Source organism: Psychrobacter sp., assembly GCF_030454045.1.
Taxonomy (GTDB): Bacteria; Pseudomonadota; Gammaproteobacteria; order Pseudomonadales; family Moraxellaceae; genus Psychrobacter.
On sequence record NZ_JAKDJE010000071.1, the window covers coordinates 1 to 15,412 of the forward strand.

Genomic DNA, 15,412 nt, shown 5'->3' on the forward strand with positions numbered 1-15,412 from the left:
GGTAACCCGCCTCTTCAGTTTGATTTGCTTATTTCAAGTTGAGAGTGGGGTATATAAAATAAGGATGTTTTTATAAACCTGACTACTGCCTAAAATGATGCTATCACTGCGCTTTTTGTATATTGCTATTATTATGCACGGCTGTGTTCTATTAATTTATACCTATCTATAAGGCAATATAGGATTATTATAGCGAATTCCGAGGGCACTCAAATGGGTATGATGTGTGGTTTAGGTTATCTAGATCAGATAACTGAGCATCGCTATCTTAGCCTAAACGGTACTCGCTTTTAGCAATTGCTGAGCATAGGGATGCTGGGGACGATTAAAGATATCTTCGGTGCATCCAGACTCTACGCATACGCCTTGTTTGAGTACCATAATATGCTGACATAGTGCGCGGACTACTTTGAGATCATGACTGATAAAGACATAGCTGACTTGCTGCTTTTGTTGAATTTCACGCAATAAACTGACCACTGTTACCTGCGTGGTACTGTCAAGCGCAGAGGTAGGCTCGTCCAATATGAGTAGACTTGGTTTCATGATGAGTGCGCGCGCCAGTGCCACCCGTTGACGCTGCCCACCTGACAGCTCATGCGGATAACGCTGCGCAAATACCGAGGGCAAATGGACGGTAGCCAAACTCTCCATCACCGCCTGCTGACGAGCCACCTTATCGACGCCTTGTACCAGCAGTCCCTCTTCCACAATTTGCATGACCGTCATGCGCGGGTTGATACTGGCAAAGGGATCTTGAAACACCATCTGAATCTGCGAGCGAAAACTACGCAGCGCTTTTTTGGACAGTGCTGAGATATCTTGCCCATTCACCACTATCTGTCCATGCACTCGTGCTTGATTGCCAAGCAGCTGACTCAGCGCCAGTGCAATGGTGGTTTTGCCAGATCCAGACTCACCGACGATGCCCAATGCCTGCCCTTTTTGCAAGGTCATATCGACAGCTTTGACCGCATCGAACCAGCGTTTTGTACTCCCAAATAGACTTTTTTCGATTGGGAATTGTACGTTGAGATTGCTCACTTTTAATACAGTTGATGGTCCATCTACATGATCTGCTACTGGCTGTAGCGCTTGACCGAAGTCTTGCTGAATGAGCGTGCAAGTATAATCTGCTTTAGGTTGATTAAAGACCGCCGACGTTTGACCCTGCTCAATCGTTTGACCTTGGCGCATCACGATAACCTCGTCGCTATAACGCCTGACTAGATTGAGATCATGGCTGATTAATATCATCGCCATACTGTGCTTGCGTTTAAGATCATCTAGTAGGGCCAAAATCTCATGCTGTAATGTCACATCAAGCGCAGTGGTTGGCTCATCAGCGATCAAGATATCAGGCTGCTGAGCTAAAGCCATCGCAATCATTACTCGCTGACGCTGACCGCCTGATAACTCATGTGGATAGCGACTCAACTTGTCAGCAGGATCGGTGATATTGACATCATTTAGCAAGTCAATGCTGGTGTCTCGCCACTCCTTTTTGGGTATACCACTTAAACGCAGCGACTCAGCAATTTGTTTGGCAACGGTATGCAGTGGATTTAGCGCTGTCATCGGCTCTTGAAATACCATACCGATACGCTGACCACGAATAGGACGTAGTGCGGCATTACGCGATTTATCATTCGCTATTGGTAATTGCGACATGCCTGCGGCACTTGCCAGTTGCACTTTACCCCTAATCGTCAAACTCTCTGGTAGCAGACCCAGTAGTGCAAGACTGGCAATCGATTTGCCAGATCCTGACTCACCAACGATAGCTAGGGTCTGCCCTTGTCTTAACTCATATGACAGCGCATTAACCAGCTGGACACCAGTAGCGGTTGTGATACTAAGGCTATCTACCGTCAGCATGAGCTTATTTTGCGCGCGCTTAATATCAGGTGCGTGTGAAGCGTTATGTTGCTCGGTAGACACAATATTATCGGTCATATCAAGAGCGCCTCGGGTCAAACGCATCACGCAGTGCTTCGCCAACGAAGATGAGCAATGACAAAATAAAAGTCAGACTAAAAAATCCTGACAAGGCGAGCCAAGGGGCATCAAGGTTGTTTTTCCCTTGTACCATCAGCTCACCTAAAGACGGTGAGCCAGGCGGCAACCCATAACCCAAAAAATCCAGCGCAGTCAACGCAATGATATTAGCCGTTAACATGAAAGGGAGCTGAGATAAACTTGAAGCAAGCGCATTGGGCAGAATATGTCTGAGCATGATTTGGCTATCAGAGACACCAAGATTGCGCGCAGCGCGCACATAATCAAAATTACGAGCACGCAAAAACTCTGCTCGTACCAAACCAACCAACCCCATCCAGCCAAATAACAGCATCATGGCGAATAGCATGATAATACTGGGACTAAATAAACTGACTAAGATAATAATCATAAATAGCTGAGGCATACCGCCCCACACTTCCATGAATCGCTGCCCTGCCAGATCTACCCAGCCGCCATAGTAGCCCTGTATTGCACCAACGATAATCCCAATCAGAGCACCAGCGAGTGTCAATGCCAGACCAAACAAAAGTGATACTCGCATACCATAAAGTATCCGTGTCAGCACATCGCGCCCCATATCATCAGTGCCAAGCCAGTTCTGAGCGTTTGGAGCCGCTGGATAAGGCAGACCAAGCTCGACATTGGGTGTCTGATCAGCAAACGGAATAGGCGGCATTATATAAAACCCTTGCTCATCAATCAGCGACTGCACTGCAGGATCTTTATAATTGGTTTCGGTCTCAAATACACCGCCAAATGTCGTTTCAGGATAGGCCTTTAATACCGGAAAATAATAATCGCCTTGATATTGCACTAATAAGGGTTTGTCGTTGGCAATGACATTGGCCGCCATACAGATGACAAATATCACTGCAAAAACAAACAGTGATATCACCCCAAGACGATTTTGGCGAAAGCGATTTAAACGCGCTTGCCAAATGGGGTTTAAGCGCTGCTTTTTCGGTAGCGCTACCTGAGGACTGTGCTCAGGTGTTGGTACATTATCTGATTCACTATTAAAATTATTAGTCTTTGATGAAGATTGATTATTTGACATTAGCGGCCCTCAAAATCAATACGGGGATCAATTAAGTGATAGCTTAAGTCGCTGATTAATTGCAGTAGCAGCCCTACCAAGGTGAAGATAAATAGCGTGCCAAATATCACAGGATAGTCGCGTTGTTGAATGGCCTCAAAACCTAACAACCCCAACCCATCTAGTTTAAAGATAATCTCAATCAAAAAGTTACCGGCAAAGAAGATACCAACGATAGCGGCTGGGATACCTGCGATGATAATTAACATTGCATTGCGAAATACATGACCATACAACACCTGACGCTCACCCAGTCCCTTTGCGCGAGCGGTCAATACATACTGCTTACTCAGCTCTTCTAAAAAGCTAAATTTGGTCAGATACGTCAAGCCCGCAAAACCCCCTACGGTACTCGCCAGCAGCGGTAGTGCCAAATGCCAAAAGTAATCTTTCACTTTGCCAAGCGCGCTGAGTTGGTCAAAATTCTCAGACGTAAGACCCTGTAGTGGAAAAATATTCCAGTAACTACCGCCTGCAAAAAACACCAGTAAAATCACCGCAAAGACAAACACAGGTATGGCATGTCCGATAGCCAGCAGCATGGCAGTGGCTTTATCAACCCCTGAGCCATGATGCATCGCTTTATACACGCCCAGTGGAATGGCAATTATATAAATAAGCAGCGTACTCCAAAGACCAAGCGATATCGAGACTGGTAGCTTCTCTATAATGAGATCGGTCACCGACTGTCCTTTAAAAAACGACTCACCAAAATCTAACTGAGCGTAGTTCTTTAACATAAGCCAAAATCGCTCGGGCGCAGATTTATCAAAACCATATTGAGCATTAATAGCAGCGACCATTTCCTCAGAGAGACCGCGCGTACCTTGATAAGTGCTGTCATTGCCACCTGCACTGCCCGCACCAATATTAGCACCAAGCGCGTTGTCTTTTGCGCCCTGCTCGATCAGCGCCAACTGCTGCTCAACAGGTCCGCCAGGCGCAGCTTGCACGATCACAAAGTTGGCAAGCAATATCAAAAATAGTGTCGGCAATATCAGTAGTAGTCTTTTTACGATATAACGACCCATATGGCGACTTCCTAAATAAAGAGAGATGGCGGTGATGACAGCAGTGATTCTTTGATATTCATGATAGGCACGAAAGCAATGTTTGCCTTAATTCATGTTAAAAGTTATTTTTAAGCTCACGTAACGCTGCAAATACTGCCAAAGAGCTATCATCCTCGAGTGCTACTTTCGATTTGACCCCTGCAATCACGCTTGGTTTTTGTGTGCGTAAAAACACATTGATAGCGCGCTCATGCTCTAGAGTGACGGGCAATGTTGGCATACCTTGTGCCGTTTCTGCTTCCGCTTGTGCCAGTGCTTGTTGCATGGCTTCATTGTCAGGTTCAATAGACAGCCCAAACCGTAGATTGCTCGCTGTATATTCGTGCGCAGGATATAGCAGTGTCTCATCAGACAATTCATTTAGACGCTTAAAACTATCATGCAATTGCTCAATCGTACCCGTAAAGACACGTCCACAGCCAGCACTAAACAACGTATCCCCACAGAAACAATGCTTTTGACCTTCAATATCTAAGATATACGCCATATGGCTGGCGGTATGTCCTGAGACATCCCAAACTTGTGCTGAGCAGCCCCATGCACTGACTGTGCTGCCATCCTTTATGGTTTGATCTTCATCAACCCCATGCTCACTATGCGCCACCAGATGGGTCATGGGATACGACTCTTGTAGTCCTGCAACGCCGCCAATATGATCATGATGATGATGCGTGGTCCAAATCGAGGTAAGCTCTAGCTCGTGCTTGTCTAGATAATCAATAACTGGCTCGGCTTGACCTGGATCAATAACAATGGCCTGCTTATTATTTTCATTAATTAAGGTCCAGATATAATTATCATTAAATGCTTTGATCGGGTGAATACGAATACTCATGGCAAATCCTTACTAGTAGTTATTTTTTTGGCTCATTATTTTAGAATTATTTGGTATCGCTTTTATGTGGCTCTTGTCTAAAAACGATCGTTTATGTGTTTAGCAGTGCTTCCTTATCGATTTACTGAGACAGCCTACTCACTGCTTCAAATACTTATTAACGCGCTGTTCTGCCTCTTTATCCACCCACCAATAGTCGATACCAACGGCATTGGTTGGGAGTTTTTCTGTATGGCGATATTGATCCCAGTAAGCGACATTGGTGCCAGACTTGCCATATAGTGGGACGACATAGTGACCCGCTCGCAGCAACCGATCAAGCACCTGCGTATAGAGCACAATCTCATCGCGACTTGAGGCGTTGCTAATCGCAGCAACGATCTCATCGATAGCAGCATTTTTGATACCGGCGCTATTATGATTGCCTGGCTCATCAGCCGCGGCGCTACCCCAGTATGCTGATTGCTCGGCACCAGGCGATAGGCTTTGGGCAAATACATCTACCACCATATCATAATCAAAACTGCGCATACGCTCATAATATTGGGGTCCGTCCACTTGGCGCAAGGTTGCATCAAACCCCAAGCGTATTAGATTGCGGATATAAGGCAGCAAAACACGGCCCATGGTATCACCTGCCATCAAAATCTCAATCTGAGCGGGCTTGCCATTAGGCTGATAGAGCATCATATTGTCATAATAAAAACCAGCTTCTAACAACAACTTGCGAGCTTTTAGTAATCCTTGTCGATTAAAACCGTTACCGTCGCTGGTAGGCAGCTGCCACTCTGTTAAAACTTCTTGTCGTTGAATGGGTTCAAGCTCTGATAACAATGGCGTTAACACTTGCATCTCTGCATCAGAGGGTGTGCCTGTTGCCGCAAGCTCTGAGCCATGAAAAAAGCTTTGTAGACGCTCGTACTGTCCATGAAACAAGGTCTTATTCATCCATTCAAAATCGTAAGCGGCGCTCAGTGCTTGGCGAACTCGAATGTCTTGAAAGAGGGGACGACGCATATTCATGACCAAAGCCTGCATCGGGACAGGGTTTTGACTGGCGATCGTCTCTTTTTTGATCAGTCCTGCTTTAACCGCAGGGAAGTTATAACCCGTAACCCAATTGGACGCTCTATTTTCGGGACGAAAGCGGTACTGACCAGACTTAAACCCTTCAAAAGCAATCTCATCACTTTGATAATAGACAAACTTAATTATGTCAAAATTATATCGACCACGATTGACCATCAAATCACGGCCCCAATAGTTGGGATCGCGTATGTAGCTTACTGAACGACCTGCATCAGCGCGCCCCAATTTATAGGGCCCACTACCCATCAGTGGCGTCAGACTGATTTTTTCAAAATTTGTATCGATTGAGGATTTGGCAAAGACAGGAAACTGCCCAACGGTTAATAAAATCTCTTTGTTATCAGCAGAGGCAAACACAAACTTGACTCGTTGCTCATCAAGGATCTGAACGGCTTTGATATCAGCCAGATAGCTACGAATAGACATGGGGCCTTTGTTTAAAATTGCCTCAAAGGTCGCTTTGACATCACGACTGGTCACAGGCGTCCCATCCCAAAAACGGGCCGCAGGATTGATACGGTAGACAATCCAGCTGGTATCGTCTGGATCATAGGTCACCTTGCTTGCCAGCTGCGGATACATGGTAAACGCTTCATTTAACGAACCTGTCATCAAGGTATCATACAGATAGTCGGTGCCAATCATTGGCACGCCCGTGGTCATCCATTTATTGGCACTGTTAAAGGTACCGCGCGCATCTAGCGACAGCGTACCGCCTGACGGCGCTTCTGGATTGGCATAGGGCATGTAAGGCGCGTTAATGTATTTCGTAGGACTGTTATATCCAAGCGCAGTCGTTGTGATTGGCGCGGCGATACCACTAGGTATCCAGCTGACGGTTATGGTTAGCAAAGCAGCTTTGAGCAGAGTATTTTTTATCATAATATTATGAGTAATCTCCATGCTAACCAATTCAGGGATGAATAATAAGGGCTGACGGCAAAATCGCGCCATGGCAAAATTTTATCATAACAAACTTAGCTTTTTTAACCTAATGGTTTGCCGTGTTGCATCGCATCGGTACAGTAGCACCAGTCAACAAAATCGATGGATACAAGACAGTTTGGGCAAGCATTATAGACGCGTATACATAAAAAAGCGCAACCATCATCAGTTGCGCCTTTTTTTATGTGCTTAACCAGTTATGAGACTTTTAGTTATGAGTCTTTCAGTTATGAGACTTTGTATCAATTATTGATTGGCGTGCTTTTTTTCAAACGCAATCATAAAGTCAACCAGCTGCTGCACCCACTCAAGCGGCACGGCATTGTAGATACTGGCTCGCATCCCGCCCACATCGCGATGGCCTTTTAGGTTGAGTAGACCTGCTTTTTCTGACTCTTCTAAGAACACTTTATCAAGGCTACTATCTGCTAAGGTAAAGGGTACGTTCATGATAGAGCGATACTGAGGATCGACTGGGTTGTTATAAAAACTGCTGTCATCAATTGTTTTGTAGAGCAGATCTGCTTTTTGTTGATTGATTTTGCCGATAGCCGCCACACCGCCCTGCGCTTCTAACCAATCAAATACCAGTCCTGCTAAATACCAAGAGTACGTCGCTGGTGTGTTAGACATAGATTCTTTATCTGCTTGGTGCTCATAGTTCAGTAGCATAGGACACCACTCACTTGCCTGCCCCAACAGATCATCACGGATGATTGCAATGACCAATCCTGCAGGACCGATGTTCTTTTGGGCACCTGCATAGATCATACCAAATTTAGACACGTCTATCGGCTGTGACAAGATACAAGATGACATATCGGCAATGATTGGCGCGTCTACTTGTGGCGGCTCAAATATTTGCAACCCATGAATGGTCTCGTTGGCACAGTAGTGAAAATACGCGGCATCGTCACTCACACTCCAATCGCTTTGGGCAGGTACAGTCGTAAAGTTACCCTCTTTGCCAGTTGCAACCAAGTTAATCTCACCAAGACCAAGCGCTTCATAACGCTGCGCTTCCTTGATCGCTTTACCTGACCATGCACCTGTCGTCAAATAATCACCACGTCCACCATTCAACAGGTTCAATGGGATAGCAGAAAACTGTAAGCTGGCGCCGCCTTGCAAAAACAGTACTTTATAGTTATCTGGTATCTCCATGAGCGCACGCAGTTTGGCTTCTGCTTTATCAGTGATCGCCATGTACTCTTTGCTACGATGACTGACTTCCATAACCGATAGACCACGACCTTGCCAATCTAGCAACTCGCTCTGTGCACGTTCTAGCACAGCAGTTGGCATGGTGGCAGGCCCAGCACAAAAATTTGGCAGGCGATGCGTTGTATCATTATTGGTGTTGGTGCTAGACGTTGGGGTTGTAGACATAATCACAGTCCTAGGTATGATGAAATAAAGAAGCGACCTTTATCTCAGTTTGTTGATAAAAGAAGTTGTGTCAGTATTGGATTTGGTACGGCTCACTGAGATATTTGCTCCCACATTTGACGCTTAGCATCACCATCTGCCAGCATCTCCTCTAATGTGGGTACAGTCTCAAGATTTGGATGATAAAGACCTTCAGGTAACGCTGTCAGTGCCGCAACTTTTATCTCTTCGCGCAAGCCGATTCGAAAGACATATCCAGCTAGGCTAGCATTGGCAAGCTCGGCGGTATCCATTCCTTCACAGATTGGGAATGACGTTGTCTCACAAGTCATTGAAAGCGCTTGAGTAATATTATTCCACAGTTTTTGACCATCACTACTGAGTGCTTGAATATCAACCAATATCACCCAGTCACCGTAGCGACCACCTTGCAAGTCAAATGGTACGACCTTTTTTAGGCTATCATTATTGATACTATCATGACTATTATTATTTTTAGAAGGTTGATGATACGCGTCAGCTACGGTGGTTGAGCGTACCATATCCTCTATATACGGTGATGCAGCAGGGTCTGAGTTGGCTGGATAATCCGCTCTATGTGGTTCAGCAGTTTGGTCCACAGCCACACTATCAAAACTGTACGTGACTGGACTTTGCTCATGAGCGTCCTGCTCATGCATATCTAGCGTAGCCACCTCATGACCCATACGATCAAAACCACTGGTGTAAGAATCGCTGGTCGGCTGCTCTATCGTGCCTGTCGATTTATGGTTGGTCGATTCTTGACTTGTAGACTCAGGATAAATAGACTCGCTATCGCCTCGTGGCACATGTTGCCTTTCAGCATTCGACAGGTCATGGCTACCCTTCGCCGTACTCACTTGACTGATGGAGGCTGACGCAATATCTGCTATATTGATAGTACCTGATGCAGGCCGTACCCATTGATTGATACCCATCATCGCTAAGATTTGGCGTTGCTGACTGCGGCGCTGTAATGCACTAAGCGGGTCTTGAGTCACACTCATATGGCTCTACTATCCTAATTATTTGGTCTATATTTATATTATTGATGGATACTGATAGATGATATTGTTGGTTGTTATTAAGTGACCAGCGTACTCTCTATTTCATGGCAGGCAAGCCGCTCAAGCCGCTGTCAAAAAAGCTGTCGAACCCCTAGCCAGCGCTCTGACATGGCGAGCAGGCAATCATACTCATTTTGGCTGATTATCGTATCGTGTAACATCACAGTATGCAACGTGCTTAGCCATTTCCGATACTCATTGTACGCAGGTTTTATTCTCTTGCTGTCATTATAGTCATTATAATCTATTTGATGACCATTCTGTTGCCTGTCTGGCCAATGACCACCACCTAAAGTGTCTAATTGAGACGCGATATGAGATCTCGCTACAGTAGGCGCTGCCGATATGACAACCAATAACTGTACACTATTTAGATGATATGCAGTCAGTAACAACCAGTGCAGATTATGATCACTCATTGTCATCAAATCGATATCAATCAGACGCGCATGCCGCCTCAAATCAACAATATAATGCGCCACACCCTCATTGCTTTCATTTATCAATGAGCGTCTGTGCAGCGAGATCATCTGGCCTTTTGCATCTCTTGATAGCCGATAGGCCAGCAATACCACTATCGAGACCTGAGCAGGATTCAAGGCCCCAAACACCTGCCCTGAGGGATCAAGCTGTGCGCTGATATGCTCCATACCAGCTTTTAGCCTCTGTGATGATAAAGCCTGAATGGTTGTATGATGGCTATCTAAAACATCAGACAATACTGGCAATACTTGTTGTAACTGTACCGCTTGCCATAGTGACAATATAGGCGGTATTGGCGATTTTTGCTGCGCAGCAGATGAGCGGTCGGAGCAATCTGGCAGCACGTGAGAGTTATCACCAGATATATTCTCATCCGATATATCATGAGCAACACATTGGGCTAAGTCAAAATCTATTTGCTGCTTGAAAAGCTCAAGCAGACCTTGCTGATAACGCAGCAACATCGTACGGCACTTTGCCTGTTTTTTATAGTACTGATCGCTCTCATGACTATGCTCGCGGTCGCTTTTTAGCCTTAATTTTTCGATATTTGCTTGAGATAAGTCATATCGACGCAATTGCTGTAAGGCAAACACAATCACAGCACTATCTAACCGCCTATCCACATTGGCCACTGTCCTCAGTAGCTTAGCGTCAATGTTGTGCGGTAATATGAGCTCATGGCTAGCCAGCTCACTACCGACAGCAGCACACTTACCCCAAACATTCGCCAATCCATACCTAGTATCTACTGATATGGGTCGTCCTTGATGACACAGCATCACCGCTTCAATCAATGCTTGTGCACCAAGTGGGTGATGACTGTGATCAAGTAGATATTGGGGTAGCGATACCCTTTGCATGTCGCTAATGTCAATTAATGCGTTCGCGGATAAATCACTATCAGATTTTGCTTGCCATGGCTTTAATAATATCTCGTTATCTATTGGTGTTTGCTTTATCTGCAAGCGCCCATCGACAATGAGATCTATCTCTGTAGTGAATGCTACTCCTTCGTCTGTGTCATGCTGACCATTATTTTCATTAGATTTTGAATTAAAAGTATCTCTGTTGTCTTTTGTTTTAGTATTTGATGGTAAATGCTTTTTTTGAGTTTTTTTATCTGACAAATCGCTTAGGCTATTTGCAGTTATCGTCTCCCAACCTCCTAGGCAGCGCTGTCGATATATCTCTTTAATTTCTTGCTGATTGAGGCGCTTCTCTTTGGCCACTTGTACAGCAAAATCATGATAGACATCGGCATTAATGGCACCCATACGCTCTGTCAAGCTTGGATGAGTGGCAAACCACGACACATCCCCCAGATCCGTACCACTACTGGCAAAGAAAAAATGACTGAGTCCATTGACATCGGCAATACCAGAGAGGCGTGACCCAATCGGGTCCTGATGAATGGCTTTTAAGGTTTCTATAATCGCAGGCGAGCGTGTCAACTGTACACTAGTAGCATCAGCGAGCAACTCGCGCTCACGATTGAAGCTGTGTTTGATTAGCTGGGCACTGGCCATACTTGAGAAGCTCAAACCGTGGAGCAATAATGTCCAGACACTACGTGGCGCTCTGTGAGGCATCGCTGGTTTATTTTGTACCCATCTAGACTGATGCTTGGCTAATGACTGCTGCTGTGATTGTGTCTGCCAATACTCCACCCACTCGCTGTGGGTCGTAAAGTGAGTAGTCTGAGCTTCGGTATTGCGCGCGCGTCCATCAACGTGTCTCTGTGATAGTAGCTTATGCGATACATTGTGATTATCAGCATAGCGAGTATTAGGAATGGGATCGCTCCAATCATATAGAATCTGTAGGCCAGCCAGTACCACCATCAGCTGCAGATTAAAAGTCGCATCCCCATGCAAGATATGACCATACTCATGACCAATCAGCCCATATAGTGCTTCATCAGACAATTTATCCAGCGCACCTTGGGTCACGATAAGCACCATATCTTGACGATGGCGACCAGCGACAAAGCCATTGATTCCTTGCTCATTGGGTAGTACGTATAAGAGAGGCGCAGACAAACCTGATGCAATCGCTAACTGATGGGCAATCTCATAATAACGACGATAGACTGGTGGGAAATCACGCTCGCTTCGTACTGCTATATGATGTGAGCAATAGTGAACTTTTTCTTTGGTTTCATGTTGATGCGCGACCCCATGGCTGTGCTCCCATGGTTCCTGACTGTTATCAATAAATAATCTGACCGCCCCTACTCGCTGGGCAATGGCGCGTCCCCCCTCTCGCAAACGCCGATACTCAACAAAGCTACCGCCAATGAAACTCCCCAATGTTAAGAGACCAACCAGTATCAATACCCAGTGATACACACCGCCTGTGAACACCGTTAACAGCAAACCCATGATAGCAAGCGCCACCACGATATGGGCGAGCACAATAAGGAAAAACAGCCCATACAGTAATAGACTGCGGCGTGTACGTATTCGCTGTTCACCAAAAAAGTCCATCAGCGTGATCCATCTAGCGTGAGACAAATTTATCCAAACATTAACTCAAATTGATTTGAGGTGCTTGAGCAATGACATCTCTGTCTGCGAATACCAGAGGGCTAAGTGGGCGAAAACCAAAGGTTGTACTGACAATATTATTGGGAAACACTTCGCGATCATTATTATAAAACATCACACTATCGTTATAGTGCTGACGAGCAAAACCGATTCTGTTTTCGGTATTGGTCAGCTCATCCATCAACTCTTTGATCATACTGTCCGCTTTGAGTTCAGGATAGGCTTCTACCACTGCTGAAAACTGACCCAACGCTTTGGATAATATGCCTTCCGCCTTGGCAAATAACGCCATGTGCTCTTTTGATTCTGGCTGATGTTTATTAGAGTCTTGTAGATCTTGAGCACGATTGCGCGCACTCATCACCCGTGTTAGCGTCTCCTCCTCATGGGTTAGGTAACGCTTGGCTGTTTCGACTAAATTTGGAATCAAATCATGGCGGCGTTTGAGCTGTACATCTATCTGCGCAAAGCCGTTCTTTGCTTGGTTGCGTGCCCGCACCAATTTATTGAATACAGAGACCCCAAACACAACAACTAGTACTACCACTGCAATGAACAACCAAACCAACATCTTCATCGTAAAGCCCCAAAGTGTCTAGAATGTTATTAAAACTTAATACATTGTATTTTAACTCATATGAATCAATGACGCTTTTAATTTAAATAAGAAATCAAATGAAATTCGAGACAAAAAAAAGCCCTTTGCAATGAAGGGCTTATCACGTCATGGACGTATCTTTAGTAGAAGATCAGATATAAAGGTCAAATTTTAGGCAAAAAAAAGCGACTCCACCAGCACATCCTCGGCACACATCAAATCTATTACCGTTGCTACCTTCCGGTCCTGGCGGGATTCATAGAACAATGTTGCGAGGCTACCAATGGAGCCACCGGATGAGATTATACAAGGATTTTTTAATTTTACAACCCCTATCTCGAAACTGTTTGTTTTAACCGAAAAATAAGTCTGTAACCTAGCTCACAAAATTCTCACAGCAACTTATACAGATTTTGCTATTTTAGTGAATGAAGTTGCACACATGTCAACACTTAAAAATAAGAGGTACGACTTCCTTTGTAAATACCTTTTGAAAGTATTCATATGAATACCCTTAACATTGATTTAGGAGATAACCATGAAAAATACTCTATTGAATAAACTGGCCATCGCTTCTGGTACTGCTTGTTTAATGACAGCCATGATGGGTAGCGCCCATGCAGAGCCAACAGGCTATGACCAACTGACGTTTCAGACAGAAGTAAAAGAAGAAATCCAAAACGATGAAGTACGCGCCAGCTTATATAAAAAGGCTCAGGCAACGGATGCCAAAACTTTAGCCACGATGCTTAATACATCAATCAATAATGCCATGAAAATTGCCAAGCGCTATCCAAGCGTGACTGTGAGCACTGGGCAGCAGCGTACCTACCCACGCTATGATAAAAACGACAAAATCATTGGCTGGACAGGTCAAGCAAACATAGATTTGAAGAGTACAGACTTTGCAGCAACCAGTCAGCTGATTGCGGATTTACAAGAAACCTTAGTCATGGATAATCTTAACTTTGGCGTCTCAGACACCAAAAAAGATGCATTAGAGCAAAAACTGATGACCGAAGCATCTCGCGCTTTTCAGCAGCAAGCGAAGAGCCTGACCCGTGCTTGGGATGCACGTGACTATCGCGTCGTCAATGTCAATTTAAATACAGGTAGCAACTACCCACGTCCTATGTATAGCGCTATGAGCATGAAATCAGGCATGGCAGACGAGTCGGTACCAAGCCAAAGCTTTGAGTCTGGTAACAGCACTATCTCAGTCACTGCTAATGGAACCATTGAGCTAACCAAATAAGTAAGTACCAAATAAGTAAATGACAACAGGCTTATTTAAAGCTCAGTAGAAGCAATAAATAATAAAGGCAGACGTGATTATCATGTCTGCCCTTATTATTTATACCTGTGATACCTGACTCATAACTTTATCATTGAGTGACAGTATCATTACCGCGCATTCTTAACAGTACCTTCTGATGCCATGGCAAGCGCTCGTAAGCAAGCAGCTGCTCGGCAAGCTTCTTTTTCTTTTGTAGAATCAAGGTGTTTTGAATGACATGCACGGTACGATTGACTTGCTGACGGGTTTGTCCTGATACTGTTTTTACGAAAGCGCGGATACTATGCGGGCCTGGCTGAACATCAACTGTCGCAACAGAGGCACTCAGACCTTGAGCAATTTCTTCATCATCAAAATAAATGCTCACTTGATCACCATTTTGTAATGCAGGCTTTACGTCAAGCGCGATGACAATATTCTGCGCAGGGCGCTGATAAGCACGCTCGGCACTCGGTTCAATCATACTTAACTGATAGTTCACATTGACCGTAGGCGTGGTGGTAGCAACAGCCGGCAAATCGGTATTGCCTCTGGCCTCACTTGGCATCGATCTGGACGCACTACTTGCCCCTGTGCTGATATTGGTTTGACTGACTTGTTTATCAGCCTGCTGCTCATAGGATTGCGGACGATCGGTAAAGGTGATTTGCCCCGTGTTTTCATCCACCACTTTATAAATAGGCGCTGCATTGGTCAGCGGCGCACAAAGACCTGCGACAACCAAAGCTGCCAACAGCCTTATCTGCTTATTATGCGTGAAGAGGATTTGCTTTGATAATATACTCATAGTCGGTCAACCCAATTAGTTTCTATGATCAATATACTTATATTAGGGCGTGTTGAACATTTGCAAATAGGCACTGCTGATTGCTAAAATTGTTCCAGACAAGACGCAAAGCGACGATAATGCAGATGCCTTAGCGAGATTTGTAACGCAGTATGGGGCAA

General features: G+C 45.0%; 11 protein-coding genes and 1 other RNA gene. 1 reads left to right on the forward strand and 11 read right to left on the reverse strand.

Annotated features, from left to right (window positions below; genetic code table 11):
- Window positions 1-273: 273 nt before the first annotated feature.
- The 10 genes from L0G63_RS11270 to ffs all read right to left on the reverse strand — a co-directional run bounded on the left by L0G63_RS11270 (window position 274) and on the right by ffs (window position 13,453).
- Window positions 274-1,878, reverse strand: a complete 1,605-nt coding sequence (locus tag L0G63_RS11270; protein ID WP_301450750.1) for an ABC transporter ATP-binding protein — start codon at window positions 1,876-1,878, stop codon at window positions 274-276.
- Between the two features lie 79 nt (window positions 1,879-1,957).
- On the reverse strand, window positions 1,958-3,079 hold the full coding sequence (locus L0G63_RS11275) for an ABC transporter permease (RefSeq protein ID WP_301450740.1): 1,122 nt from the start codon (window positions 3,077-3,079) through the stop codon (window positions 1,958-1,960).
- Complete coding sequence (yejB, locus tag L0G63_RS11280; protein ID WP_301450741.1) at window positions 3,079-4,149, reverse strand: microcin C ABC transporter permease YejB; 1,071 nt, start codon at window positions 4,147-4,149, stop codon at window positions 3,079-3,081. Before yejB ends, L0G63_RS11275 begins: the two co-directional genes overlap by 1 nt.
- A 97-nt stretch (window positions 4,150-4,246) precedes the next feature.
- The gene (gene gloB / locus L0G63_RS11285) at window positions 4,247-5,026 is read right to left on the reverse strand and encodes a hydroxyacylglutathione hydrolase (protein ID WP_301450742.1); all 780 of its coding nucleotides are present in this window, start codon (window positions 5,024-5,026) and stop codon (window positions 4,247-4,249) included.
- A gap of 138 nt (window positions 5,027-5,164) precedes the next feature.
- Window positions 5,165-6,997, reverse strand: coding sequence for an extracellular solute-binding protein (locus L0G63_RS11290; RefSeq protein ID WP_301450743.1), 1,833 nt, complete (start codon window positions 6,995-6,997; stop codon window positions 5,165-5,167).
- 309 nt (window positions 6,998-7,306) lie between these two features.
- Window positions 7,307-8,449: a 3-phosphoserine/phosphohydroxythreonine transaminase gene (serC, locus tag L0G63_RS11295; RefSeq protein WP_301450744.1), complete on the reverse strand. Its 1,143-nt coding sequence runs from the start codon at window positions 8,447-8,449 to the stop codon at window positions 7,307-7,309.
- 92 nt (window positions 8,450-8,541) lie between these two features.
- Window positions 8,542-9,477 (reverse strand): hypothetical protein, encoded by a 936-nt coding sequence (locus L0G63_RS11300; protein ID WP_301450745.1) that lies wholly within the window; start codon window positions 9,475-9,477, stop codon window positions 8,542-8,544.
- Between the two features lie 131 nt (window positions 9,478-9,608).
- Complete coding sequence (locus L0G63_RS11305) at window positions 9,609-12,536, reverse strand: M48 family metalloprotease (protein ID WP_301450746.1); 2,928 nt, start codon at window positions 12,534-12,536, stop codon at window positions 9,609-9,611.
- 13 nt (window positions 12,537-12,549) lie between these two features.
- A complete protein-coding gene (locus L0G63_RS11310) occupies window positions 12,550-13,146 on the reverse strand; it encodes a LemA family protein (RefSeq protein WP_301450747.1) in 597 nt (198 codons plus the stop codon).
- Window positions 13,147-13,356: 210 nt separating this feature from the next.
- An RNA gene (gene ffs, locus L0G63_RS11315) (signal recognition particle sRNA small type) lies at window positions 13,357-13,453 on the reverse strand.
- A gap of 252 nt (window positions 13,454-13,705) precedes the next feature.
- Between ffs and L0G63_RS11320 the strand changes: the two genes are divergently transcribed.
- Window positions 13,706-14,422, forward strand: a complete 717-nt coding sequence (locus L0G63_RS11320; protein ID WP_301450748.1) for an SIMPL domain-containing protein — start codon at window positions 13,706-13,708, stop codon at window positions 14,420-14,422.
- Between the two features lie 130 nt (window positions 14,423-14,552).
- Here L0G63_RS11320 and L0G63_RS11325 read toward each other — a convergent pair whose 3' ends face one another.
- Entirely contained in the window at window positions 14,553-15,251 is a 699-nt protein-coding gene (locus L0G63_RS11325; protein ID WP_301450749.1) for a DUF4124 domain-containing protein, read from the reverse strand.
- Window positions 15,252-15,412 lie beyond the last annotated feature (161 nt).